Origin of the sequence: Nocardiopsis sp. NPDC006139, from assembly GCF_040614155.1 — a bacterium.
Classification (GTDB): domain Bacteria; phylum Actinomycetota; class Actinomycetes; order Streptosporangiales; family Streptosporangiaceae; genus Nocardiopsis; species Nocardiopsis changdeensis.
In genome coordinates, this window is the sequence record NZ_JBEXTT010000011.1 from 143,715 (window position 1) to 168,250 (window position 24,536).

The window sequence follows — 24,536 nt, forward strand, 5'->3', positions numbered from 1 at the left end:
TTCCGGTGCTCAGGGACATCGCAAGACACGATGTGGGCAGGTCGCATTATCGGGATCGGGTGGAGAGTTTTCCGGAGGAGATCGAAAATCAGGTCTCCTGGCTTGTGCGTGCGCCGATGATGGCGGGCATGGCCCTGGACAGCATCGCTCTGGAGGCCCGGGTCTGCCTGTCCGTCGACCCCGCAGGGACTGAGCTGCTGACGTGGGAGGCGTGGACCACCTGGATGCAGGTGGCCGAGGCGCCGTTCGCGATGTGCGTGCTGGAGCAGGGGGAGACCACCGAGCGGGTCATCAACCAGAAGCCCCGCACCCTGCACCACCTGCCACCGGGGCCGGAATGCGACGCGGGTACCTGGCTGACCGCGTTCTTCCTGGCGGTGACCTGCCGGGATGCGAAGCGGGTCGCGTCCCTGTGTCAGGTCACCCCGGAGTTCCTGCGGCAGGCGAGCCAGGCGCGGGGCGGAGCGTACGACGAGTACGTCTATTCCTGGATCGCGGCGATCCAGGACTTCATCCTGAACCGCCCCTCGTTGGGGGACAACCTGCATCGGGCGATGGAGCTGTCCACTCCGGCGAACGCCACGATCAGCACCCCGGAAGCCCTCGACCATCTGGTTTTCCCAGAGATCCACAGCTTCTATCGGCTGGCCGAGCAGGACACGGAAGAATTCAATGAGGCCCTGGAGCAGGGCGTCCTCCTGTTCCACTCCTACTACACCTCAAAGGAGGAACGGGTAAAGGATCTCGACGGGGTCCTCCCTCCGCACCTCTTCGGGGTGGCTTGTCTGGCCTATGACACGGCTGGAGTGGCTCCAGGATTCAACCCCGACCTCGAATCGGGTTATTTTCCCGAGCACATCCTCAAGCGCACCCGGCACGACGATTTTCCCATCTGATCCCGGTGCCGAGGACGGTGAGGATCCCGTCCGGCTCTCAGCCGGCGGACGGTGCCGGGCGCTCCACAGGCGGAACGCCCTCGTGTGCGCGCACCAGGACCTCGGGCAGGTAGTCCGAGGACAGATCCACCCGCCAGCCGTGCACCTGGACCGCCAACGCGACCAGCGCGATCACACCCATCGGCAGCAGCGTGCGCGGCGCCGGGTCCCGGGCGGCGTCCATGTCCCGCCGGTACCGGTCCAGGCACTCCGCCAGAGCCTGTTCAAACGCTGCCTGGTCGTCTTGGAGCAGGACGCGCAGCAGGGCCTGCTCCCCGCTCAGCTCCCCGGCGGAGTCCAGGGTCCGTGCCGCGGTCGCCCGCTCCGGCTCGGTGGGCATGCGCAGCGCCACCGCGGGGAGGGGCTTGCCGTGGACCCTCGGCGTCAGGTACAGGCTCAGCACGTCCACCTGTGCCAGGTCGGCCGCCGAAAACGTCCCTGCCCTCCGGGCGGCGAAGTGCAGTGCGGGCACGAAGGACTGCCGGTACCGCGGACCGATCGCCAGGTTCCGCTCCCACACCCGGCCGCTGGCCACAGCCAGTACGAACGCCTCCACCCACACGCGCGGGGTGAGGTCCATATCGACCTCGGGTCGAAACCGCGGGTCGAGGTCGTCGTGGACCTCCTCCATGTTGCTCAGCTCGTCGCCCATGAGGGAGATCGGGATCCACAGGTCCCCCTCAGGGGCCATGAGGCACTCCAGTACGCCCTCGGCGGTCTCCGCAGCGGTGAGCAGCACCCGGTCCAGACGTCTCCGGTCCTGGGACAGGCCGGGGTCGGTGACCGACCAGGCTCCCAGGTGGTCCAGCAGGGTGTGGCTCATCTTCTGGAGGGTGCTGACCCGGGAGGAGAAGTACTTCACTTCGCGGAAATCCAGAAAGATGCGCTCTCGTAGCTCTGTAGGGTCCACGATGCGCTTCAGGTAGCCGTCGTCGACGCCGTGTCGGGTGTTCTGCTGCATGGGCCGGACGCTACCAAGCACCGCGGACCCCGGGCGCGGGAGTAGCGCTGCGGTCATGGGGCGGAGTGAGCGCGCAGGCGCTCCTCCAACTGCTCGGGGGTGGGTTCCACTTCCGTCCGCCAGGGGGCGTTCGGGTCCCGGTGGGTCGCCATCCACAGCGACCCCGTCCAGGCGATGCGGTGGGTGGAGCCCCAGGTGGATCTCAGGCGTTCGAGGGTCAGCTCCGGGGGTTCCCAGGTCTGCCCCTTGGAGTCCTCGTGCGGGCCGCTGTGGCCGGCCTCCAGGAGACAGGTCCGGCGCATACAGGAATGGTCGAGGTGGGCCTCTCCGCACAGCGGTGCGACGTAAGGGGTGGAAGAGGGAAAGGGAGGGGTGGTGGTCACGGAGCGGCCTCCTTGCGTGCACAGATCCTCCGGTCCAGGAGCGTCACGGCGGCGTGGGCGTCGTCGGTCTCCCGCGCGTGGCGCAGCGCGTCGCGCACGGCCCGAACGGACCGTTCGTCGGCGGTTCCGGGTTCGGTGCGGGTACCGACCCGGTCGAGTACGTCCGCGGCGGTGGCCAGCAGGTCGTCGAGGTAGATGCCGTTCATCAGGGGTAGCCGTTCCCTCTCAGGCGGTGGAAAACCGGATGTGGCGCGGGTGAACCGGTGAGCTTTCCCACGTGAACTCTCTGACCTGCGGCATTGTCGTACGGTCGGCTTCTTCGGGCTTTCCGGGATCGAAAGGCGATGCGCGGGGAACCCGTGTGGATTTCTCCGCGTGACGCGTAAGGGGCTCCCGCGGATTCTCGCGGAATGCCGCGGGACCGCCGGCTGTGCGCAGCGGGCGCCCGCCCGGGCGGTGGGTGTCACGGATGCCTTGGTCTCCCGCTGCGGAAATGGTGTGAAAACCCCGAGTGGCGACATCAAGGAACGCCTGGACGAGGTTCTGAGAGCGGACGGAGAGCCGCTGCGCGCCTGGTGGCAGGAGGCGGCGCTCTCCCGGCTCCGGCGGTCGGTGTGTCGAGGCCTCGGAAGGCGCTGCCACCGGTGTGCGGGACGTGCGGAGCCTGGAACCGGGGCGCCTGGAGTCCGCGGCCGCCGGGTGGGCCGCCCCGGCGGACACCGTCGAGCGGTCCTGAGCGCCCGGCCCGTACGGGAAACGACAGATAGGGGCGGCACCTTCTTCGGATAGGTGTCGCCCCTTTTGTGCGGAACGATTTCCATTAAAAGCGAAGAAATCGGACCTAGATGCCACTTCGGACACGCGTTCTTCCTCGGTCGGGAATCTCGTCGGAGTGCCCTTGAGCTGCCACGACACCGAAGGACGCAAGCCTCTTCGAAGTCGTTGCGGAAAAACGTGTCCCGATGCTCGGCCGGTGCCCTAACCTGGCCGCATAACCGCATATAGGGGCCCCGCGGTGTTTGAAGAACACCCGAGGCCGTGGCCAGCAACTCAACCCCTTGAAAGAACAGGATTGCCAGCGTGCACCAGTTTAGCGCTGCGCTCCTCGAGTGCGCCTTCGGGCTGCTCGGAGTGCTGTTCCGCGTCTCCCGTGGCCGGCATGCCCGGCCCACCGGTTTCTCCGCCTTCCGCCGCAGGTCGAAGCGTGTTCGCCGCTACGCCGCCCACCCCGCTCCCGCCGTTCGGTCCCTCCCGGACCGGCCTCCCGCCCCGGTTCGGCCCCGAGGGCTGGACCGGCCCCGGGAAGTCTTCCCCGCCGATGAGATCCCGCTCGTGCGCCCCTACTTCGTCGCCCACGAGCGTTCCGCCGCCCGACGCTCGGAAGCCCCGCGCGCCGCCGCCGACGAGCACGAACTCGTGCGCGTCCAGGAGCAGGCCCTCGCCCGCCTCCGGGGCTGGACCACCCCGAACACCTCGCACCCCCAGATGCCCACCGCGGCTCCGACCGCCCCTGCGGCCGCTCCCGTCCCCCGCATCCCGCAGTCCCGGCCCGCTCTTCCGGGGGACCTCCTCGCCCCGGAACCGGAATTCCCCACCCGTCCGGCCACAGGACACCGGCGCCTCTCCAGCCCCATCGCCCCCGCCCGCGGCCCGGGGTTCCAGGTGGGGGAGGGCTTCGATGAACCGGCCGCCGTCACCCGCCGATGGCTGGTGCAGCAGGAGCGACGGGAGGTGCGGGTGTGAAGCGCGCACCGATCGGGAGGACCTGGCGCCACCGTGTCTACAAGGGGCACCTCGCCCGGCTGACCGCCGTGCGCCGCGACCTGGTCAGGGATCTGGCCGGGTTCGATTCCGACCTGACCGAAACCCTGGTGCTCTGCGGGAGTGAGCTGTTCGCCAACGCGGTCAGGTACACGGCGTCGGGGGAGCGCGGCGGCCGCGTCGTCCGCACCCTGTGGACGGACGGGCGCGGCGGGGTACGACTCGGATTCACCGACGAGGGCTGCGGCGGCACGCTCCCGGAGATCCCGAAGGCCCGCGGCGCCGAGGAATGGGACCGGGCGGAGGGGCAGCGCGGTCTGCTGATGGTCCAAGAGTTGTCCACAGGCTGGGGATATCTTTCGCTGTGCCGGTGGGGCGACCTCGGGCACCACATCCGGGCCGACTTCGGTCCCACCCGCCCCGCCCGTCCCGCCTGCCCCGGGGGCACCGCCTGAACCCGGCCGATGATGGGGGACGCCGCCCGCCCGGGCCACGTCCCCCGCCGGGGATGCCGAGACCACGACCGGCGCCTCCTCCGTCACCGAACCCCGTTCGGCATCAGGTCCAGCACACGGCGCAGGTTCTCCTCGGCTGAGTCGGCCGCCGAGTCCAGCACCAGGTGCGGCACCTCCCACGGCTCCCACAGATCCCTCATTCGCAGGGCGTGCTCCCACGAGACCGTCTCCGGCCGACAGGGGGATACCCCTGGACCTGGCCTCCAGCCTGCTCCTCTGCACCTCTTCGTTCGAGCAGACACACTCCACCCCGGGGAACGCGGGGTGCGGCGGACCGTCGTCCAGGGCCACGAACACGCCGAAGCCCCGGATCTCGGCGACGGCTCCGGCGAGGAGGTCGCCGGGGGAGAGGGAGGTGAGGAACGCCCACAGTTCGGGGTGCTCGGCGGCGGCCGCGGACAGGTGGATGCGGCCGCGATCGAGATCCGGGGCGGTGACGACGGCGGTGATCCGCGCCCCGGGCTCGGCCTGCGGGCGCTCTCGGGAGAAGTCCCAGCTCAGATCCAGAGGCCCGATCTCTCCCCGAGGACCTTCAGGGAAGCGGTCCAGTTCGACCTCCAGGCTTCTGGACCTCGACACCCCGATCACGGTCCCGGTCAGCGCATCCCCCACCCGCAGCCCGCCGGGCAGCCCGTCAACGCCCACCCGCAGCCCGCCGTCGCATGTGCCCCAGACGCACCACGAGCGCCATGCCGACCGCACCGACCGCCAGCGCACCGGCGCCCGGGACGCTGAACGACGCGGGCCGCCGGTCGCGGCACGGGTACGGGCCCGCCTCGGCGCCGCACAACACCACCGCCTCCGGGGGCTCGTAGGCCATGAGCAGGCCTGCGCCGACGAGGGCGATCATCAGGAACACGGTGAACGCCGCTTCGAGGCCGGGCGGGAACGGGGAGCGCTCCCCCTCCGGCCGTCCCTGTTCCTCGTCTTCATCCCAGGGGTCTTCCTCCACGGGCCTGCCTCCGTTGTCCGCGACTCGTGCCGAGAGCACCGGCGTGCTCCCCTGAGTAGTCCCCCGGACGCCGGCGCGGATTACCGGCCGGGGCGGGCGGCCCCGCGGCCGCTTCCGCGTCTTCGCCCTCCGGAGCCCCGGCCTGGTCTTCGGGCTCCACGACCTCGAACTTCACCGCCGCCACCCCTTTGTCCACAGGTCGCCGACATGTCTATTTCCCCGACCGTGACCGCTTGTAGTATGCAAATCCTCCCTATAGGGGCTACCGGGTTCCTTGTGCGGCTCCGCGGTCGTTCTTCTGAACTGTCGGCACGCTGTGTGCATCCTCCTTCTACGAGGCGACAGCTTCGCGAGGACCCCCGAGAAAGAACAGGTGAACGGATGTCACGTTGGGAAATGGGCGACACCACGCTGGCCACTCTGGGGCAGAACACGTCGGGCTCGGGCGATGAGCTCAGCTCGTTGATCCAGCAACTCGTCCAGGCGGCCGAGCCGCTCGTCGGCAAGTTCGACGGTGCGGGCAAGAGCGCCTTCGACTCCTTCAAGTCCCGGACCGACGAGATCACCGCGGACCTGCGGGCCGGGCTCGGCTCCATCCAGGTCGGCCAGGAGGGCATGAACACCGCGTTCGTCAGCGGTTCGGACACCATGGCCGACGACGCGAACGCCAACATGGGCGCGGCCAACTTCGACGCCGCCAAGTTCCGCTGATCCGCCGGTCCCCGAACCCCCGAGGAGCTTCCAGATGAAGAACGCTTACGACGTCGGGGCCTCGCAGGAGGCCCAGGGCAACATCAACACCATCATGAACAGGCTCGAGGCCATCATCGGCGAGCGCGACACCGACGTCAGCGCCGCCATGGCCGAGTTCGAGGCCACCGGTGTCTCCGAGGAGTACAGCGGCAAGGAGCTCAAGTGGCACAACGCGGCCAACGAGGTCCGGGAGATCATCCGGCTCGTCCGCGAGACCCTCGAGACCAACGACTCCACCGCACAGGAGACCCTGAGCCGCGCCAACTCCGCGGTCCAGAACATCTGACGCCGCATCCGGGCCCCTGAACCGGGCACCGGAAGGGAACGAGAACCGACGAGGAGCACGGGTGGCCCGCGACTACGACAGCCAGCTGCTGGAGTCCGTCGCCGTACGCCGACAGCGACTGCGCGAGGCGGTGCTCTTCGGCGGGCAGCGCACCCGGCGCCGCCTCGACGAGAACATCGCCAAGGTGATGATCAGCGCCTGCCTCGCCGCAGTGGTCTGCGGCGGGACGGTCGGCTGGTCGTTCGTCAGCCACCAGCTGGGCGCCCAGCGCATCGAGCGGGAGCAGGAGGCCTCCGGCCCCGCCAACCGCGCGCTCCCGTCCACGCCGGGCGCCTGGGTCGGAGCCGAGGTCGGCTTCGACCAGCTCCGCACGGAACTCGACGCGGCCGGGGTCCCCGAGAGCCTCTACGTGCTCCCCGGGGACCCGCGGCCCGAACCCGGCACCGTCGACAGCTACTACCTCGTCACCGAGGACGAGGAGGGCTACATGGCGGTGTCCGTCATCGACTACGACCAGGGCCGCCCCGGGCCCGAGTTCAGCACCGAGGACGAGGCCGCGCGCTGGCTCCACCGGGAGCTCGCCACCACCGAGGACGACCCGCAGCGCCTCGGCACCGCCGAGGAGGCCGAGATCGCCGAGGCCACCACCGAGCTCGTCGCCGAGATCCGCGAGAACCTCGAACAGCGCAGCGGCGGCTCCTACCTGCACACCCTCGAACCCGGCGACGTGGTGGACGCCTTCGGCCAGGAGAGCGGGCGCCGCCTCTACCCCGACGGCACCCCCTTCGCCGAGCGCGGGCTCCCCGAGTACGCGCGCACCGACGCCGACGGCGCCCCGCTCTACCACCGCTACCGGGTGATCCACCCCTTCCAGGTCACCGCGACCACCGCGCCCGCCGACGGCGGAGCGCCCGGCGGCGGCCTCCAGTTCACCCTCGACACGGCCGGGTTCGGCGAGGTGCCGCCCGTGCCGACCCTCCGCTGGCTCATCGGCAACGGCTACGTCGAACGCGTCGCCGTCACCGATGTGCCGGCCTGACCCCGACCCGCCGGGCCCGCGTGCCCGGAGCCCGGAACGACACCGCGCCCGGCGCGGCCGCAGAACAGCGAACACAGCAGGATGGGAAGGCCATGACCGCTTGGAGCCGCGTGACGCTCGTCGGCGAGGAGCGCAGGGTGGACGCGGTCCTGCCCGCGGGCGAACCCGTGGGCGCGCTCATGCCGGAGGTGCTCGAACTCCTCGGCGACCCCGTCGAGAACCCGGCGCGACTGCGCCACCTGGTCACCGCGTCCGGGACCGTTCTGGACGGCGATGCCACCCTCGCCGACCGGCAGATCACCGACGGCGCGGTGCTGCGGCTGGTCCGGGCCGAGGAACCGGTGCCGGCACCGGTCGTCCACGAGGTGCCCGAGGCCGTGTCCAAGGCCATCGACGACCACAGCGGCCGCTGGAACCCCATGGCCGCCAGGTGGACGGCGACCGGGTCGCTCGTCGCGCTCGCCCTCACCGGCGCCTGGACCGCGCACCTGTACGCCCCCTCCACCGGCGGCATGATCGGGCTCGCCGTGGCCGCCGCCCTGCTCATGGTGGCCGGGGCCGCCATCGGCCCCACCTGGCGCGAGGCGCTGGGCACCGCGCTGTCCATCACCGGGGCCGCCGTCGGCGGGCTCACCCTGTGGCTCGCCTGCGACCTGTTCGGATGGCCCGAGTGGGCGCGCTGGGGCGGGCTCGCCGCCCTCATCGCCGTGCTCGTCCTGATGCTCGGCCTCACCTCCGGCCTGGGCCGGGGCGGGCTCACCGGCGGCGGCACCGGCCTGGTCCTGGCCGTCGTGTGGTCGGCGGCCGCGGCACTGGGACTGCCCGCGTACCAGGTGGCCGCCGTCATGACCGTGGCGTGCGTGGTGCTGCTCAGCCTGCTGCTGCGACTGGCCCTGATGTTCTCCGGGCTGGCCGTCCTCGACGACAGGCGCAGCTCCGGCGACCCGGTGACCCGCGGCGACGTGCTCGCCTCCGTGGCGGGCGCGCACCGCAGCCTCGTCATCGCCACCCTCGCGGTGGCCGTGGCCACCGCGACCGCGGGCATCGGGCTGGCCACGCACTTCGACCCGTGGACGGCCGGGCTGTCCACGGTGCTGGCCATCGTGGTGGCCAGCCGGGCGCGGCTGTTCCCGCTGGTGGCGCAGAAGGCCGCGCTCACCGCCGCGAGCCTGGTGGTGCTGGCGGCGTTCCTGTTCTCCTGGACGCAGGCGTACTCGTGGGGTGTGTGGCCGGCGCTGGGCATCGCCGTGGCGGTCTCCGCCATCCCCGTGGTGGTGCTGTCGGTGGAGCAGCCGGAGCACGTGCGGGCCCGGCTGCGCGGGGTCACCAGCAGATTCGAGGCCGTCGCCGTCGTGGTGCTGGTGCCGTTGGCCATCGGGGCGTTCGGCACCTACCAGCGCCTCCTCGGCACGTTCTGAGCGGGGGACCGATGAACACCGAACAGGTCGGGCAGAGCGTCGCGCCGGTCTCCGGCGACCGGTGGGCGCGCCGGATGGGGCGGGCGGTGCTGCGGCCGTTCCGGCCGGTGGACGAGGTGGCCCGCGCCATCGCCCTGGGTGCCGGACTCCAGCGGTCCACGGCCACCGGCCGGCGGATCGCGGTGGACGACCTGGGGACGGGCGCCGACGCCGCGGTGGTGGCGGCGCTGATCGCCCGGGCGCTCGCGCACTTCCGCCACGACCGGGTGCTGGCGGTGGACGCCACCGGGCGGGAGCCGTCGCTGGCCACCCGGCTGGGGGCGGCCGGGCCGGGCGACCTGGCGCAGGCCGACCCGGGCACCTTCGAGACGGCGTGCGAGGGGCTGGGGGAGGTCACCGACCGGCTGTGGACGGCGCGCACCGACCCGGCCGACGCCGACGCCTACGCGTCGGGGCTGCTGCCGGTGTCCCGGTTCTTCGGGGTGACCCTCGTGGTGGGGGAGCGCGGCGGGGGGTTCCTGGAGACGGTGGCGCCGGGCGCGCACGCGCGGGTGCGGGTGGTGCGGGCGACCCGCGACGCGGTGCTGCGGGTCGGCCGGGAACTGGACGTGATGGCCGCCGAGGGACGCGCCCGGGAGGCGGAGCGGACCGTGGTGGTGGTCTTCGACCAGGAACGCGGCGAGGACCGCGGTCTGGACGTGGCCCGCACCGCGAAGATCATCGCCGAGAGCGGTGCGGAGGTGATCGCCCTGCCGCACGACCGCCACCTGGCGCAGGGGACGGAGGTGCTGCCGCGCCGGATCGCGGAGAGCACGCACCGGCTGGTGCAGACGGTGGCGCTGGCGGCCCTGGACCGAGCGATCGACGGCGGCCCGAGCACGGGGAGCGGACGATGAACCGGTACGAGCAGAACCCGGAACCCGACGAGGGGGAGCCGGGTCCCCGGACACCCGACATCCCGCCCCCGGCCTACGCCCGTCCGGACCCGAACGCCCCCTCGGGCGCCCAGCCGGGGTGGGGCGCGCCCTCGGGCGGCCGGCCGGCCCCGGGCGCTCCGTCGGGTGCGCAGCAGGGGTGGGGTCCCGAACAGGGGAACCCGCACACGTCTTCCGGGGCGCAGTCGGGCTGGTTCCCGGCGTCCGAGCATGCGCGTCCGGATGCCTCCTCGGGTGCGCAGCCCGGGTGGGGCGCCGACCGGGGACACCCGCACACGCCCTCTGGTGCGCAGTCGGGCTGGTTCCCGGCGTCCGAGCATGCGCGTCCGGATGCCTCCTCGGGTGCGCAGCCCGGGTGGGGCGCGCCCTCGGGCGGCCGACCGGCCCCGGGTGCCCCTTCCGGTGCGCAGCAGGGATGGGGTGCCGAACAGGGGCACACGCCCTCCGGGGCGCAGCCGGGCCGGGGCCCCGCGCAGGGGCGGCCGCAGCCGAACACCCCCTCGGGCGCCCAACCGGGATGGGGAGCGCCTTCGGGCGGTCGGCCGGCACCGGCCGCAGGCCCGGGCACGCCCCCCGACGGCCGACCGGCGCCGGGTGCTCCTCCGGGCGGGCCGGCCTCCGGCGCTCAGCAGGGATGGTTCCCCGCCTCCGACCACCCGCAGCCGAACACTCCTTCCGGCGCGCAGCCGGGGTGGGGCGCGCCCTCGGACGGGCGTTCCGGGTGGGGTGCTCCGTCCGGCGGGCAGCCGGGCTGGGGGGACCCGTCCGGTGCGCAGCGCCCCGCGGGGCCCGGCGGACCGGGCCGCCCCCACGCGCAGGCGGACCGGGGCTCCCCCTCGGGCGACCAGTCCGGATGGGCGGGCCCCTCCGGCGGGCAGCAGGCTCAGGGCACCCCCTACCCGGGAGGCGCCGCGCAGGGCGGAGGCCCCGGCGCGACCGGGCACCAGGGCTTCGTGCCGGGGCGGCAGCAGTTCGAGCGTGAGCAGTCCTGGGAGGGACTGCCGCCCACTCCGTACGCCGAGGGGCCGTCCGGCCCGCAGCAGCCGCCGCGGACCTTCGCGCAGGACTCGGTCGCCGAGGCCTTCCTCAGCGGCACGCCCATGCCCCAACGTGAGGCCCCGCCGTGGGCCCCCGAGCCCCCGCGCCCCGAACAGCGGCCTTTTGAGCCGCCGCGCCCGGAACCCCGGTACGAGGCGGAGCCCCGGTACGACGCGTCGGGGCCCCAGGCCTCGGTCGCGCCGCCTGCGGCCCCCGCTCCGGAACGACCACGGCCGGAAGCGCCCCCGGCCGAGGGCTGGACCCGCGCTCCACGCGTGGTCGGCCCGCCGCGCCCCGCCGACCCGAGCGTCGTCAACGTCTGGGGTGAGGAGGAGGCCGCCGATCCGGACGCCGAGGAGACGGACGTCTTCCTGGTCATGGGCGCCGACCGGCGTGCCCGCGCGGAGAAGAAGGAGGAAGGGGAAGAGGAGGAGCCCCGGCACGGCGCAGCGCCCGAGGAGGAGCCGGCGGCCGAGGCGCCCGAGCCCGAGCGCGAGGAGTCCCTGCTGTACCGCGGGGTGTCGCTGTTCGCCCCGGAGGAGGACGGGAGCCCCGCCGCCGCACCGGTCGAGGACACGGCGGCCGGCGCCGAGGCCGTCGGCCCCCGGGCGGACGCCGGTGCGCCCGCGGTCGCGGAGGAGCCCGAGACCGCCGTCGAGCCGCAGGTCGCCACCGGGGACCCGGCGGGGGAAACGGTCCGGCTGGACGCCGAGGCCCTCGCCGCCGCCGACGCCGCCCGGGCGGAGGTGGCGACCGGTCAGGTGCCGGATGAGGATGTGGCTCGTTCGGGTGTGGAGGGCTTGGCGGCTGTTGAGGCCGCTCGTGCGGTGGCCTGGGAGTCCGGGGCTTCTGTGCCGGACGCCGAGGTCGTCCAGGTGGAGGTGTCGAACGCCGCGGTTCCGGTCGAGGACGCGGCTCGTTCGGGTGTGGAGGGCTTGGCGGCTGTTGAGGCCGCTCCTGCGGAGACACCGGCCGACCGGGTTCCGGGCGGGGATCCGGCCGGGGAGACGGTGCGGCTGGACGCCGAGGCCCTCGCCGCCGCCGACGCCGCCCGCGCGGTCGCCGAAGGGCCAGACTCCGTCGCACCGCACCCGCGCGGTCCCGAGGGGGCCGCACCGCCCGGGGCGGTCGAGTCCTCCGCGGCGCAGGCGCCCGTCGTGCTCCCCGGCGCGGCGGACGGACCTCCCGGGCCGGAGGCCCCCGCGGCGGAGGCCGGCGTGCGGCCGCACACCGCGGTGCCCGCCGAGGACTCCGGCGCGCGGGCGGCGGGCGGCCGGTCCGCGGCCGGGTACCTCGGCGTCCCCGGGGTGCTGTCGGAGCGGGGTGCGGCCGGCGGGACCGGCGACGCGGCGTCCGCGTTCCTGTCCGGGCGGGGCGCGGAGTCCTTCGCCTCGCTGTACGCCGCGCCCGGCGGCTACGAGCAGCGCCTCGCCGCCGTCAAGCCCGTGCCGACCTCGGTGTGGAAGCGCACCGTCTTCGCCGTCACCCGCGGCCGGGTCAACCCCGGCTGAGGTCCCGTCATCGGTTCACGGGACGAAGGAGGCGCGCCCACCTCCCCAGTGGACGCGCCTCCCGGGGCGCCCTGACGGCGCCCCCGTCGCCGGACGGCGCGGACCGCCCCTCGGGGCCAGAAGGTCCGCGGTCGTCGCCCGGCGGGGCCGCCCCGGTCCGTCCCCTCAGCGGAACCAGGTCGGCCCTACCGCCCCGCGCCGGGCCCAGCCCCCCTCAAGGCGGGCCACGCGGCACGGGGCGGCGCTCATACGGTCACGGCGACCGACCCCCCAACCGGTCGATCAGCGCCAGCGCCCCCTGGTGCGTGGCGGGCAGCGGCGTCGCCCACACCGCCGCCCCGTGCTCCCAGCCCGTTCCGCTGCGCAGCCGGTCCAGTTCGCCGTCCAGGTCGGGCCGGTCCAGGGCGAGGACCGCGATCCGCCCCCGCCCCAGCACGCAGACGGACTCCCCGCGGGTGAAGAACCGGGACAGCTCGTACGCGAGCACGATCATCCGCGCCGCCCGCCGCCACGGGTCCAGCGCCGGGTCGAGCAGCACCACGACCAGCCGGTGCCCCGTCCCGTCCGTGTTCCGGTACAGCTCGCCCAGCCGGGTCCGCAGGTATTCGGGCGTGCCCAGCCCGGTGAGCGGGTCCAGGCAGGTCTCCCGGTCCCGACCCGCCTCGGCCCAGCCCTCGGCCAGCGCCCGGACCAGTTCCAGGGGAGGGTCGCACCACCCGGCGACCTCGGTGAACGCCGCCAGGTCGGTCAGGCTCTCGCCGATCCCCAGTCCGGCGCGCGCCCGGGCCTGGCCCAGCCGCGCGCACGCCTGCGGCAGGTCCCCGCCGGTGAGGAACGCCGCGCACACCAGGTCCACGGTCGGCGTCCACCAGTCCTCCGGCGACATCCAACCGGTCTCCCGGCTCCTGCGCTCCCACGGGGCGCGCAGTCCGCGCACCGCCACGGTGTCCGTCTCGGCCATGCTCTCCTCCCCTCCCGGCGCGCGGTCGGGCCCGTGCCCCCGCAACAGGCCCTCCCGCGCGCTCTCACCCTGATTACGGAGATCGGTGGCGGTGATGACGCGGATACGGGATATTTCTTTGACGTGTTTCTTCGCAGGCCGGGAACCCCTACTCCTTCGGCCCCCACCCCACATGAGAAAGGGACGTTCGGGTGTCCGACGCCGAGGCTGACCACACCGAGGTACTGGCGGGTGACGCCGAGTACATTCGCCGTGTGCGGGAGGGCGAGACCTCCGCATACGCCGTGCTGTACGAACGCCATGCCGCCTGCGCCCGCGGCCTGGCCCGGCAGCTGCTGCGCGGTGACGCCGAGGTGGAGGACGCGGTCGCCGAGGCGTTCACCCGGGTGCTCAGCGTCATCCAGCGGGGCAAGGGCCCGACGGACTCGTTCCGCCCCTACCTGCTCACGGCGGTCCGCAACGCCGCCTACGACCGCGGACGCGGGGAGAAGCGCCAGGTCGTCACCGACGACATGGAGAGCCTCGACCCGGGCGTCCCCTTCGTCGACCCCGCACTGGAGGGCCTGGAGCGCTCGCTGATCGCCCGCGCCTTCCTCTCGCTGCCCGAACGCTGGCAGGCGGTGCTGTGGCACACCGAGATCGAGGGGGCCAAACCCTCGGAGGCCGCCGCGATCCTGGGCCTGAACCCGAACGGCGTCGCGGCCCTGGCCTACCGCGCCCGGGAGGGCCTGCGCCAGGCCTACCTCCAGATGCACCTGGCGGGCGGCACCGTCGCCGAGGCCTGCCGCCCCACGGTGGGCCTGCTCGGCGGGTACGTCCGGGGCGGCCTGTCCAAGCGCGACACCGGCAAGGTCGACAAGCACCTGGACGGCTGCGCGGACTGCCGCGAGGTGTACGCGGAGCTGATGGACGTCAACGTCGGCCTGCGCGGGGTGGTCCTGCCCCTGGTCGTCGGCGTCGGCGCCACCGGCTACCTGGCCCTCACCCCGGGCGGCGCGGCCACGGGGGCCTGGTGGGGCCGGATGTCGCGCCGCCAGCAGCAGGCCACGGCGGGCGGCGTCGCCGCGGCCGGAGTGGCGGTCGCCGCCGCACTGGCCCTGGTGGCCGGGCAGACCCCGGTCCCGCCCGAGAACGAGGCCGCCCCGGACCCCTGGTCCCCGGTGGTGCAGCCGCCCGCCGCCGCGCCCGACCCGGACACCCCGCCCGGGGCGCCCCGGGCTCCGGGTGCCCCGCCCGCCGCCCCGCTCGCCGACCCCCGGGACCCGGACCCGCAGTCCCCGCCGCGCCCGGGCGAGCCCGACCCGCCCCCGGCGGTGCCGCCCGCGGACGTCCCCGAGGAGGAGGTCCCGGCGGAGGAGGCCCCCGAGGCGCTGTTCGCGGTGGGCATCGACCCGGTGGGCGCGCTGGTCCCGGGCGGCTCCGGGATCATGGTGCTGGACGTGCGCAACCTGGGCGCGCCCACGCTCGCCGAGGTCGTCGCCATGATCACCCTGCCCCCCGGCGTGGACATGGTCTCCTCGGGCGGCGCGGGCAACGCGGTGCGCATGGCCGACGGCGAGGGCGACTGGAGCTGCGCGGCCGACTCCGACGGCGGCGAGTGCGTGCGCCCGGCGATGGGCGCGGGCGAGAACAGCACCTACTTCTTCGACGTGACCGTCTCCCCGGACGCCCGGCTCGACGTGCCCGCCTCGGCGACGGTGTCGTCGGGCACGGTGAGCGCGGCCGCCACCGGGGAGCGGGGCGTCACCGCCGAGGGCGTGCCCGCCCGGTACGCGACGGCCGGCCGGGTGACAGTGGAGACCGTCGGCAACTCCCTGATGACCTGCACCGAGCCGGAGGACCGGTGGCCCTGGCCGTGGTGGGGCCGCCCCGGCGCCCCCGGGGCCGAGCCCGGCCCCGAGCCCTCGCCGGAGCCGACGGCCCCCCCGGAGGAGGACGCCGACCTGGCGCGCGCCCCCCGCGAGCCGGATCCGGCCGCGCCGGGCCTGCCCGGCCTCGGGCCGGACGGCCCCCTGACCGGGACGCCGGAGGCCCCCGGGTCGGAAGGGGCCGGTGAGCCCTCCGAGCCGGAGGTGACCCCGTCGGAGCCGGAGACCGGGGCCGATGACGATGCGGTCACGGAATCCGGCGACCGGACCCCGCCGGGCTACGACCCGGAGCCGACCCCGGAACCGACCCCCGAGCCGGAGGAGCCCCCCGCGGACGGCCCGTGCGCCCAGGCGCGCGAGCGCCTGGGGGACGCCCGGGACAACGACAACTGGGTGATGGCCCCGCGCGACGACGACTGGAACCCCACCACCACCGCCTCCAGTTCCGCCACCTGGGCCCTGCCCGAGGGCGGCCGGGTGCGCTGGGCGGGCCTGTACTTCTCGGCGGCGGGCTCGCACGGCTCGCACACCGCGCGGATCAAGGGGCCGGCGCAGGACGTCTACCACACGGTCACCGCCACCGACGTGCGCTCGGCCGAGCTGCCGGGCTTCCCCGCCTACCAGGCGTTCGCCGACGTCACCGAGATCGTGCGGGCACAGGGCGGCGGCCAGTGGTGGGTCGCGGACGTCCCGGCGATGGAGGGGCGCGCCCTCTACGCGGGCTGGAGCCTGGTGGTCGTTCTGGAGGACCCGTCGATCGGCTCCTACAACCAGGCGATGGTCCTGGACGAGACCGGGGCGGTGTTCCACGACGCGTCGGGGCTGCGCTTCCCGGTGTCGGGCCTGCTGCCCGCGTCGGTCCCCGCGCAGGTGGACGTGGTCGCCTGGGAGGGCGACGCGGACCTGGGCGGCGACCGGGTGACGGTGGACGGGGCGACGGCGGTGCCCGTGGACGGCCACGGGACGGCCGACAATGTGTTCGCGGGGTCGGCGCGGGGCGCGTCGGGGGACCCGATGGCCTTCGGTACCGACATCGTCCGGTTCGCCCCCGTGCTGGGCAGGGAAACGGACATCCGAATCCTGTCGGAGCAGGACGCGGTGCTGGCCGGAGTGGTCGCCCTGGTGGCCCCGATGCGGACCTGAAACCCCGCTCCGGCAAAGGGGCCCGGTACCGGGAGAGGCGCCCGCTGGCGCCTCTCCGCGGGTTTCCTCACAGCCGGTTGTCCCAACCGTGACTGTCCGTGTTCGCAAGGAGCACGCAAAACCATACAGACTTGGCTAGGCTGTGCCCCGGTCATGGATATGGCCCCAGAGTCAACAGGGAAGGGGGCGATGTCGTGGACCGTTGCGCGTTGTTCGTCGACGCGGGATACCTTCTCGCGGACGGCGCGATGGCCGTGCACGGAACCCGCAACCGGGACTCCGTCTCCTGGGACTACTCCGGTCTCGTGCAGTTCCTCAACGAGGTGGCACGCGACCGCACCGGCCTGCCCTTGCTGCGCTGCTACTGGTACGAGGCGGTCTCCGACGACCGCCGTACCCAGGAGCAGGAGGGCATCGCGGACATCCCCGGCGTGAAGTTCCGGGCCGCGCGGATCAGACCGGGCCGCCGCGAGGGCGTGGAGAGCTACGTCCAGCGCGACCTCACCACCCTGGCCCGGACCGGCGCCCTGTGCGACGTGGTCCTGGTCAGCGGGGACGAGGACATGGCACCGGTGGTCGCCGAGGTCCAGGACATGGGTGTGCGGGTCACCGTCGTGCACGTCTCGGTCGAGGGCAACTGGACGATCTCCCGCGCGCTGCGCCGGGAGTGCGACGACCTCATCGAGATCGGCGCAGGGCACCTGCGCCCGCACGTCAGCCTGCTCTCGGGCGGCTCCGCCCCCCAGGAGACCGCGGCCAAGACCACCACCCCGTTCGCCAACGGCCGGGGGCACTCCGCCCCCGAGACCCCGCGCCGCCCCGTCGCCACCGCCCAGCCCGGGGGCTCCCGGGTGGAGCCGGTCGACACCTCCACCGGCGGCCTGGAGGCGATGTTCGCCGGGACCGGCGGACAGGCGGTCGCCCAGGGCACCGCCATGGAGCAGCTGCGCGCGATGCGCCGCACCCTGGCCCAGCAGCGCGGCGGCGACCACCTCGCCGGGCCGGCCACCGAGGGGCGCGGCGGCGCCATCGACGCCAACGGGTTCCCCTCCGGCGGCCAGCCGTCCGCCGCGGGCGGCGGGTACCCGCCGCAGACCGGCGGCTACCCGGCCACCGGGAGCCACCCGTCGCTGCGCGGCGACCAGGGCGGGTACGGCGTGCCCGGCCGGCAGCCGCAGTCGATGTCGGGGCCCCAGCAGGGGTTCTCGGCGGGGACGGGGCCGCAGCAGTCCTTCGCCGCGGGCACCGGCCCCCAGCAGTCGTTCGCCAACGGGACGGGGCCCCAGCGCTCCTTCGCCGAGGACGGGCGCCAGGGGCACGCGCCACCCAGAGCGGGGCAGCCACAGGACCCGAGGTTCCCGGGCGGTAACGAGTCCGGGTACGGGGGTGCGAACGACGCAAACCCTACCTATGGGACCAGTACGGCAACTGACTCCGCCTCCCATGGCGGGGTGGGCCCCTACGGGGGCGCACCGCCGACTGGTCCCGCCCATGAGACCGGGTTCGGGACGACCGGATATCACGAATCCCGGCCCGGTCACGGATATCCCCAGCAGACGCCCTCCGTCGCGCATACCGTTGACGAAGCGGTGCATGTCGCGCGCCGGGAAGGGAACGACTTCGCGGAGTCGATCGCGCGCGAAGCCCCCGCCCTGTGGGTCGAGGCCGTCCTCGCCCGCAGGCCCCGGATGCCCTCCGACCTGGAGGCGCGTCTGCTCCAGGGGTCCTCGCTGCCGATCGACCACCTGTTGCGCGACGAGGTCCGGGACGGGCTGCGCCAAGGGTTCTGGCAGGCGTTGGAGCGTGCCAGGCGCTAGCGCCGCGTGCGAATGCGGAAGGTGGATGGACGATGCGGGTGACCCGCGTGACGACGGCCGAGCTCGACCGTCTGGAATTCCACGCCGTCCGCTCGGGCGAACACGGCGAGGTCGCCGCGCGGCTCCTCGATCTGGCCAACCGGGTCGACGCCGGGAGCGAGATCTCCCGCGCGGAGCTGTTCGTCCGGGCGGGCGAGCAGTGGGAGATCGCCCAGGAGTACGAGCGCGCCTGCGCCGCGTACCAGCGGGCGATCGACGACGGCGGCCCCACGGTCATCGACGCGCGCGCCCTGAGCGCGGGCGCCCTGCTCCAGCTCGACGAGATGGAGCAGGCCAGGGCGCAGCTCAAACGGCTGGAGAGCGAAGAACCGCGCGGACTCCAGACCTACCTCCACGTCGCCGAGGCGCTGTACGCACACGACGATCTGGAGGGCGCGGAGCGGTGGGCCACCGAGGGGGCGCGCCGGTTCCTCGACCGCGACCTCACGCCCTACGTCCACGACCTGCTGTGGGAGCTGCTGCGGATCCGCTTCCGCATCCGCGCCGACCGCGGCCTGCCCGAGGACGACCTGGACCGCCGCCTCGACGAGGAGTGAGCGGGGGCGGGGCGCCTCCGTCCTCCGCTGTGTCCCCGGGCCGCCGTCCGTCCCGCCGTGCCGTGGCCCCGGGCCGTCATCCGGTCCCATCGTGCCGTGTTCCCGGACGACCCCCCGGCCCGGCCGCTGTGGCCCTCCGCCCCGCCGTGTCTTGGGGCAGCCACCGGTCGGGCCGCCGTGCCCCCGCCGCCCCGGCCCCGCCGTGCGGTGTCCCCGGGCTGCCCCCGGCCAGGCCGCCGTGTCTCGGGGCCGCCACCCGAACCGGCCGCCGTGTCCCGACGCCCCGGCGTGCCGTACCCGTCCCTGGGACACCTGCGGCGCGGCGTCAGGGGATGTCCGGGTGTGTCCGGGTGCGTGTGCGAAACGCCCGCGACGAAGGTGACCTAGGTCGCTCCAGGGGCTTCCCGGGCCCGCGCGTGCGGCCGGAGCCGACCGGGTACGCCAGGTTCTCCGGGGCCGTCCGGCGGCGCGGTGGCGGGCTTCCCGGGCCGGGGCGCCCATCGCCGCGGCGGGGTCGGGCGCGAACCGCTCCGCGGGAGTCTTAGGCTTGCCACGACCGCCCTCCGACGGGTCGCCCGGACACCCGTGCCGGACCCGCTCCGGACCCCCGGTGACGCCGTTCCACGTGGCCCGATGCGTGCCCCATACCACGCTCCGAGGGCGAGTTCGACGTTCATCGAAGAACGTGAGAAATCGACGACACGCCACTATCTTGGGATGGTTCCTGGCGGCAGCCACTAGATGTAGTATCAACTCCCGCTGGTGCTTCACCCTTCGGGGTGGCAGGGAACGCCGGAGAGATCCCGGGACGGCCCTGCCGGATCAGTGGGACGCGACCGCCGCGACCGGCCCGGAACCCCCGAGTTTCCGGGCGGCCGGACGACGGCCCGCGCGAACGAGAACCGAACACCGGCGCGCACGCATCGCCGTGCTGCGCTTGTAGGGAACGGGGGCTTGGGAGAGGGCGACCCGTGACACACCGCGACGACCGTACGCACCCGGTGCGCCGGTCGCCCAGTGGGCGCCGCACGACCCAGTAGCCACCGTCCCCACCCCGCCGGGACTTCTTCAATTCGAGGTTGGAGCCGCTGTATGACCCTTGACGTCGAGGCCGCGCCCGCATCCGTTCGGCCCGAGCCGGCCACCGAGGGAGCGCCCCCCGCCGCGCTCGACCGGATCGAGCACGTGGTGACCGAGGCCTGTGCGCGACTGGCCGGTGTTTCGGCGGAGAAGGTCCTCGCGGAGGCCCGGCGCGGCCTGTACCCCGGCATCCCCGACTCCGAGGTCGAGCTGGCCCTCATCATGGCCGCCCGCAGCTACGTCGAGGTCGACCCCGACTACTCCTACGTCGCCGCCCGCCTGCTGCTGGACAAGCTGCGCAGCGAGGCCCTGAGCTTCATCGCCGGTGCCCCCGACGCCGCCACCCAGACCGACATGGCCGAGCGCTACGCCACCTACCTGCCCGCGTACATCAGCCGCGGCATCGACCTGGGCCAGCTCGACCCGGCCCTGGCCAAGTTCGACCTGGAGCGCCTGGGCAAGGCCCTGCACGCCGACCGCGACGAGCAGTTCACCTTCCTCGGGCTCCAGACCCTGTACGACCGGTACTTCCTGCACAGCGACGAGACCCGGTACGAGCTGCCGCAGGCGTTCTTCATGCGCGTCGCCATGGGCCTGGCCCTGAACGAGGACGACCGCGAGGCCCGCGCCATCGAGTTCTACGAGCTGCTGTCCTCGTTCGACTTCATGGCGTCCACGCCCACCCTGTTCAACTCCGGCACGGTCCGCGCCCAGCTGTCGTCCTGCTTCCTCACCACCATCGGCGACGACCTCCAGGCCATCTTCCACGGCATCAGCAACAACGCGATGCTGTCCAAGTACTCCGGCGGCCTGGGCAACGACTGGACCCCGGTGCGCGGCCTGGGCTCGCACATCAAGGGCACCAACGGCAAGAGCCAGGGCGTCGTCCCGTTCCTGAAGATCGCCAACGACACCGCGGTCGCGGTCAACCAGGGCGGCAAGCGCAAGGGCGCGGTGTGCGCCTACCTGGAGACCTGGCACATCGACATCGAGGAATTCCTCGACCTGCGCAAGAACACCGGCGACGAGCGCCGCCGCACCCACGACATGAACACCGCGAACTGGGTTCCGGACCTGTTCATGCAGCGGGTGGAGCAGGACGGCCAGTGGACCCTGTTCTCCCCCAACGAGGTCCCCGACCTGCACGACCTGTACGGCACCGCCTTCGCCGAGGCCTACGCCGCCTACGAGAAGGCCGCCGACGAGGGCCGCATCAAGGTCTTCAAGCGGGTCCGCGCCGTCGACCTGTGGCGCCGCATGCTCACCATGCTGTTCGAGACGGGCCACCCCTGGATCACCTTCAAGGACCCGTCCAACCTGCGCTCGCCGCAGCAGCACGTCGGCGTGGTGCACTCCTCCAACCTGTGCACCGAGATCACGCTCAACACGGACGCCGAGGAGGTCGCGGTCTGCAACCTGGGCTCGGTCAACCTGGCCCAGCACGTCGGCCCCGACGGCATCGACACCGAGCGCCTGCGCCGCACCGTCCGCACCGCCGTGCGAATGCTCGACAACGTCATCGACGTGAACTTCTACACGATCCCCGAGGCCGAGCGCGCCAACATGCGCCACCGCCCCGTGGGCCTGGGCCTGATGGGCTTCCAGGACGCGCTGTTCAAGCTGCGCCTGCCCTACGCCTCCCAGGGCGCCGTGGAGTTCGCCGACGAGAGCATGGAGCTGATCAGCTACCACGCCATCGAGGCCTCCATGGAGCTGGCCGCCGAGCGCGGCGCCTACGAGACCTTCGAGGGCTCGCTGTGGAGCCGGGGCATCCTGCCGATCGACTCCGTCAAGCTCCTCGCCAAGGAGCGCGGCGGCGACCTCGACATGGACCGCGGCCAGACCCTCGACTGGTTCTCGCTGCGCGAGAAGGTCAAGAAGACCGGCATGCGCAACTCCAACGTGATGGCGATCGCGCCCACCGCGACCATCGCCAACATCACCGGCGTGAGCCAGTCGATCGAGCCGGTGTACCGGAACCTGTTCGTCAAGTCGAACATGTCCGGCGACTTCACCGTCGTCAACGACTACCTGGTCCGCGACCTCAAGGCCCGCGGCCTGTGGGACGAGGACATGGTCTCCCAGCTCAAGCTGCACGACGGCAGCCTCGGGCTGATCGACCGCGTGCCGGACGACCTGAAGGCGCTGTACGCCACCGCGTTCGAGGTCGACCCCGACTGGCTGGTCGACGCCGGCGCCCGCCGCCAGAAGTGGATCGACCAGGCCCAGTCGCTCAACCTGTACATGGCGGCCCCCAGCGGCAAGAAGCTGGACGCCCTCTACCGGCGCGCCTGGCGCTCGGGCCTCAAGACCACCTACTACCTGCGGTCGCAGAGCGCCACCCACGTGGAGAAGAGCACGATCAAGGGGACGGACGGCCGGCTGAACGCGGTTTCGGCCACCCCGGCGGCCCCGGTTGCCACCCCGACCCCGGCCGCCGCCCCGGCGCCGACCCCCGCCCCCGCGGCGGCCGCGCGTCCGGCGCCCGTCGCCGAGCCGGTGCGGGAGCCGGACGAGGTGGACGAGTTCGAGATCGTCGAGGGGCAGGCCTGCTCCATCGACGACCCCGAGTGCGAGGCCTGCCAGTAGGACCCGTCGACGTGATCCGGGCCGCCCTCCCCCCGACAGGGGAGGGCGGCCCGCCCCAAGCCCCACGATGCGTTTCCGGGCCCTCCCGGAGAAGGAAAGACACATGACCGCGACCTCTGAGAACACCGCGAGCGCCGCCAGCGGCCTCGGCGAGATCGAGCGCGACGCCGCGCGCGTCAACGTCGACGACAAGGCGATGATCAACGCCCGCGCCGACGTCAACCAGCTCCTCCCGCTCAAGTACACGTGGGCCTGGGAGAAGTACCTCGCCGGGTGCAACAACCACTGGATGCCCACCGAGGTCGCCATGCAGGCCGACATCGCGCTGTGGAAGTCCCGTGACGGGCTCACCGAGGACGAGCGGCTCATGCTCAAGCGGAACCTGGGGTTCTTCGCGACCGCGGAGTCGCTGGTGGCGAACAACATCGTCCTGGCGGTGTACCGCCAGCTCACCAACCCCGAGTGCCGGCAGTACCTGCTGCGCCAGGCGTTCGAGGAGGCCGTGCACACGCACACCTTCCAGTACATCTGCGAGAGCCTGGGCCTGGACGAGGGCGAGCTCTTCAACATGTACCGGGAGATCCCGTCCATCACGGCGAAGGACGCCTGGGCGCTCAAGTACACGCAGAACCTGGAGGACCCGGAGTTCCGCACCGGGACCCCGGAGGCCGACCAGGCCTTCCTGCGCGACCTGGTGGCGTTCTACGTGATCTTCGAGGGCATGTGGTTCTACACCGGCTTCGCGCAGATCCTGTCGCTGGGCCGCCGGAACAAGATGGTCGGCATCGCCGAGCAGTACCAGTACATCCTGCGCGACGAGTCGATCCACCTGAACTTCGGCATCGACGTGATCAACCAGATCAAGATCGAGAACCCGCACCTGTGGACCGAGGAGTTCCAGGCGGAGGTCCGGCAGATGCTGACCGACGCGTGCGAGCTGGAGGTCGCCTACGGGCGCGAGACGATGCCGCGCGGCATCCTCGGCCTCAACTCGGAGCTGTGCGAGAAGTACATGCACTTCATCACGGACCGCCGCGCCGAGCAGATCGGCCTGGCGCCCATCTTCGGCGAGACGGAGAACCCGTTCCCGTGGATGAGCGAGATGATGGACCTCCAGAAGGAGAAGAACTTCTTCGAGACCCGCGTGATCGAGTACCAGACCGGCGGCGGCCTGGACTGGGACTAGTCCCTGGCGGTCCACTGGACCCGGCCCTTCTCCCCTGTCGGCGGCGGGGGAGGGGGGCCGTTCGCGTTCGCCCTCCCGCGCGTCGGTGAACAAGGCGTGTCGGAAGTACGCGAATCGCTCCCCCCGGACGGTTCGGGCAGTACCTTTTCTCCAGGGGAGGCCGTCCTCCCCGCCGCGGCGGCCCGGGTCGAGGCGCGCGACCCGGGCCGCCGCCGTCCCCGGCGCCGGGAGCCGGCCCGGGGAATGCATAGAAGTCAATCAGCGGATGTATAAAAAGACATCCGGGCACGAAGTGCCCTCGGTTTTCGAGCTTCTTTCCGGGGTCGGTATGTCGCGCGCAACGTTACGCAAAAGCGATCTCCTCTTCTCCTTGTGTTGCTTGTGCGCCGTGTGTTCCGCGTGGAAAAAAGAGTTGTTCGCTGCGCCCGGCACCGGGATCGTGCGGCAAGCTCCAGTGTGAACACGAGGCATCCGGGTCTCGGGTGGCCTATTTCTGTAGTGGCTTATATCTGCATTTGTCTGGCTTTCGGTGCTGGGTGCATAAATTTTCATTGGCCAGCATGGCTATATCAGTCAGAGTGGACGGATAATGGTCAGTCGTTCGGAAAACGGTTCGGCATTCTTCGGGCAGTGGCGGAAGTCCCGCTATTCCTATGATGTCGGCGCGTGCTGTGAGGTGCTGAACCTGGAGTCCGGTGAATCGCACTTCCGTGACTCGGTGAACCCGGACCTCACCCGGCTCGGATTCAAGAACGACGAATGGACCACCTTCCTGGCGACTGCCAAGATCTGACGGCCCACCCTCGTTC

At 72.7% G+C, this 24,536-nt stretch carries 20 protein-coding genes and 1 pseudogene; 16 read left to right on the forward strand and 5 right to left on the reverse strand.

Annotated features, from left to right (window positions below; all coding sequences use genetic code 11):
• Positions 1 to 5: 5 nt before the first annotated feature.
• Positions 6 to 896, forward strand: a complete 891-nt coding sequence (locus ABZ249_RS16855) for an immunity 49 family protein (RefSeq protein ID WP_355263305.1) — start codon at positions 6 to 8, stop codon at positions 894 to 896.
• A 37-nt stretch (positions 897 to 933) separates the two neighbouring features.
• Here ABZ249_RS16855 and ABZ249_RS16860 read toward each other — a convergent pair whose 3' ends face one another.
• The 3 genes from ABZ249_RS16860 to ABZ249_RS16870 form a co-directional block, all read right to left on the reverse strand.
• Positions 934 to 1,896, reverse strand: a complete 963-nt coding sequence (locus ABZ249_RS16860; protein ID WP_355263308.1) for an immunity 49 family protein — start codon at positions 1,894 to 1,896, stop codon at positions 934 to 936.
• A gap of 53 nt (positions 1,897 to 1,949) precedes the next feature.
• Positions 1,950 to 2,198 carry a hypothetical protein gene (locus tag ABZ249_RS16865; RefSeq protein ID WP_355263311.1) on the reverse strand — a complete coding sequence of 83 codons (249 nt, stop codon included), beginning with the start codon at positions 2,196 to 2,198 and terminating at the stop codon, positions 1,950 to 1,952.
• Positions 2,199 to 2,275: 77 nt separating this feature from the next.
• Positions 2,276 to 2,485 carry a hypothetical protein gene (locus ABZ249_RS16870; protein ID WP_355263314.1) on the reverse strand — a complete coding sequence of 70 codons (210 nt, stop codon included), beginning with the start codon at positions 2,483 to 2,485 and terminating at the stop codon, positions 2,276 to 2,278.
• 169 nt (positions 2,486 to 2,654) lie between these two features.
• Between ABZ249_RS16870 and ABZ249_RS16875 the strand changes: the two are divergent.
• The 3 genes and pseudogenes from ABZ249_RS16875 to ABZ249_RS16885 form a co-directional block, all read left to right on the forward strand.
• A pseudogene (locus ABZ249_RS16875) lies at positions 2,655 to 2,843 on the forward strand (helix-turn-helix domain-containing protein); the annotation flags it as partial.
• Positions 2,844 to 3,611: 768 nt separating this feature from the next.
• Complete coding sequence (locus ABZ249_RS16880) at positions 3,612 to 4,022, forward strand: hypothetical protein (protein WP_355263316.1); 411 nt, start codon at positions 3,612 to 3,614, stop codon at positions 4,020 to 4,022.
• Positions 4,019 to 4,495 carry an ATP-binding protein gene (locus ABZ249_RS16885; protein WP_355263319.1) on the forward strand — a complete coding sequence of 159 codons (477 nt, stop codon included), beginning with the start codon at positions 4,019 to 4,021 and terminating at the stop codon, positions 4,493 to 4,495. The genes ABZ249_RS16880 and ABZ249_RS16885 overlap by 4 nt, the downstream gene beginning before the upstream one ends.
• A gap of 694 nt (positions 4,496 to 5,189) precedes the next feature.
• Here the strand turns inward: ABZ249_RS16885 and ABZ249_RS16890 are convergent.
• Positions 5,190 to 5,507 (reverse strand): hypothetical protein, encoded by a 318-nt coding sequence (locus ABZ249_RS16890; RefSeq protein ID WP_355263322.1) that lies wholly within the window; start codon positions 5,505 to 5,507, stop codon positions 5,190 to 5,192.
• A gap of 381 nt (positions 5,508 to 5,888) precedes the next feature.
• On the opposite strand from ABZ249_RS16890, the gene ABZ249_RS16895 reads away from it, so the two are divergent.
• From ABZ249_RS16895 to ABZ249_RS16920, 6 genes are all read left to right on the forward strand, one after another.
• Positions 5,889 to 6,218 (forward strand): hypothetical protein, encoded by a 330-nt coding sequence (locus tag ABZ249_RS16895; RefSeq protein WP_220563829.1) that lies wholly within the window; start codon positions 5,889 to 5,891, stop codon positions 6,216 to 6,218.
• Positions 6,219 to 6,252: 34 nt separating this feature from the next.
• On the forward strand, positions 6,253 to 6,546 hold the full coding sequence (locus tag ABZ249_RS16900) for a pore-forming ESAT-6 family protein (RefSeq protein WP_220563828.1): 294 nt from the start codon (positions 6,253 to 6,255) through the stop codon (positions 6,544 to 6,546).
• 61 nt (positions 6,547 to 6,607) lie between these two features.
• Positions 6,608 to 7,585 (forward strand): TNT domain-containing protein, encoded by a 978-nt coding sequence (locus tag ABZ249_RS16905; protein WP_355263326.1) that lies wholly within the window; start codon positions 6,608 to 6,610, stop codon positions 7,583 to 7,585.
• A 92-nt stretch (positions 7,586 to 7,677) separates the two neighbouring features.
• Complete coding sequence (eccD, locus tag ABZ249_RS16910) at positions 7,678 to 9,003, forward strand: type VII secretion integral membrane protein EccD (protein ID WP_355263329.1); 1,326 nt, start codon at positions 7,678 to 7,680, stop codon at positions 9,001 to 9,003.
• Between the two features lie 11 nt (positions 9,004 to 9,014).
• Positions 9,015 to 9,899 (forward strand): ATPase, encoded by an 885-nt coding sequence (locus ABZ249_RS16915; protein ID WP_355263332.1) that lies wholly within the window; start codon positions 9,015 to 9,017, stop codon positions 9,897 to 9,899.
• Positions 9,900 to 10,891: 992 nt separating this feature from the next.
• Complete coding sequence (locus ABZ249_RS16920) at positions 10,892 to 12,487, forward strand: hypothetical protein (RefSeq protein WP_355263335.1); 1,596 nt, start codon at positions 10,892 to 10,894, stop codon at positions 12,485 to 12,487.
• A gap of 253 nt (positions 12,488 to 12,740) precedes the next feature.
• Here the strand turns inward: ABZ249_RS16920 and ABZ249_RS16925 are convergent, their stop codons facing one another.
• Positions 12,741 to 13,448 carry a hypothetical protein gene (locus ABZ249_RS16925; RefSeq protein ID WP_355263338.1) on the reverse strand — a complete coding sequence of 236 codons (708 nt, stop codon included), beginning with the start codon at positions 13,446 to 13,448 and terminating at the stop codon, positions 12,741 to 12,743.
• Between the two features lie 191 nt (positions 13,449 to 13,639).
• On the opposite strand from ABZ249_RS16925, the gene ABZ249_RS16930 reads away from it, so the two are divergent.
• From ABZ249_RS16930 to ABZ249_RS16955, 6 genes are all read left to right on the forward strand, one after another.
• Positions 13,640 to 16,459: a sigma-70 family RNA polymerase sigma factor gene (locus ABZ249_RS16930; RefSeq protein ID WP_355263341.1), complete on the forward strand. Its 2,820-nt coding sequence runs from the start codon at positions 13,640 to 13,642 to the stop codon at positions 16,457 to 16,459.
• Between the two features lie 194 nt (positions 16,460 to 16,653).
• Complete coding sequence (locus tag ABZ249_RS16935; protein WP_355263344.1) at positions 16,654 to 18,276, forward strand: NYN domain-containing protein; 1,623 nt, start codon at positions 16,654 to 16,656, stop codon at positions 18,274 to 18,276.
• 32 nt (positions 18,277 to 18,308) lie between these two features.
• Positions 18,309 to 18,872: a hypothetical protein gene (locus tag ABZ249_RS16940; RefSeq protein WP_355263347.1), complete on the forward strand. Its 564-nt coding sequence runs from the start codon at positions 18,309 to 18,311 to the stop codon at positions 18,870 to 18,872.
• A gap of 1,092 nt (positions 18,873 to 19,964) precedes the next feature.
• Entirely contained in the window at positions 19,965 to 22,541 is a 2,577-nt protein-coding gene (locus ABZ249_RS16945; RefSeq protein WP_355263350.1) for a ribonucleoside-diphosphate reductase subunit alpha, read from the forward strand.
• Positions 22,542 to 22,644: 103 nt separating this feature from the next.
• Positions 22,645 to 23,727 carry a ribonucleotide-diphosphate reductase subunit beta gene (locus ABZ249_RS16950; RefSeq protein WP_220563818.1) on the forward strand — a complete coding sequence of 361 codons (1,083 nt, stop codon included), beginning with the start codon at positions 22,645 to 22,647 and terminating at the stop codon, positions 23,725 to 23,727.
• 589 nt (positions 23,728 to 24,316) lie between these two features.
• The gene (locus ABZ249_RS16955; protein ID WP_220563817.1) at positions 24,317 to 24,520 is read left to right on the forward strand and encodes a DUF397 domain-containing protein; all 204 of its coding nucleotides are present in this window, start codon (positions 24,317 to 24,319) and stop codon (positions 24,518 to 24,520) included.
• Positions 24,521 to 24,536 lie beyond the last annotated feature (16 nt).

Bases quoted from the DNA above. Each gene is read 5' to 3' on its own strand.
- ABZ249_RS16950 (WP_220563818.1), top strand. From the start codon at position 22,645: ATGACCGCGACCTCTGAGAACACCGCGAGCGCCGCCAGCGGCCTCGGC.
- ABZ249_RS16895 (WP_220563829.1), top strand. From the start codon at position 5,889: ATGTCACGTTGGGAAATGGGCGACACCACGCTGGCCACTCTGGGGCAG.
- ABZ249_RS16955 (WP_220563817.1), top strand. From the start codon at position 24,317: ATGGTCAGTCGTTCGGAAAACGGTTCGGCATTCTTCGGGCAGTGGCGG.
- ABZ249_RS16865 (WP_355263311.1), bottom strand. From the start codon at position 2,198: ATGCGCCGGACCTGTCTCCTGGAGGCCGGCCACAGCGGCCCGCACGAG.
- eccD (WP_355263329.1), top strand. From the start codon at position 7,678: ATGACCGCTTGGAGCCGCGTGACGCTCGTCGGCGAGGAGCGCAGGGTG.
- ABZ249_RS16900 (WP_220563828.1), top strand. From the start codon at position 6,253: ATGAAGAACGCTTACGACGTCGGGGCCTCGCAGGAGGCCCAGGGCAAC.
- ABZ249_RS16945 (WP_355263350.1), top strand. From the start codon at position 19,965: ATGACCCTTGACGTCGAGGCCGCGCCCGCATCCGTTCGGCCCGAGCCG.
- ABZ249_RS16860 (WP_355263308.1), bottom strand. From the start codon at position 1,896: ATGCAGCAGAACACCCGACACGGCGTCGACGACGGCTACCTGAAGCGC.
- ABZ249_RS16925 (WP_355263338.1), bottom strand. From the start codon at position 13,448: ATGGCCGAGACGGACACCGTGGCGGTGCGCGGACTGCGCGCCCCGTGG.
- ABZ249_RS16915 (WP_355263332.1), top strand. From the start codon at position 9,015: ATGAACACCGAACAGGTCGGGCAGAGCGTCGCGCCGGTCTCCGGCGAC.
- ABZ249_RS16870 (WP_355263314.1), bottom strand. From the start codon at position 2,485: ATGAACGGCATCTACCTCGACGACCTGCTGGCCACCGCCGCGGACGTA.
- ABZ249_RS16940 (WP_355263347.1), top strand. From the start codon at position 18,309: ATGCGGGTGACCCGCGTGACGACGGCCGAGCTCGACCGTCTGGAATTC.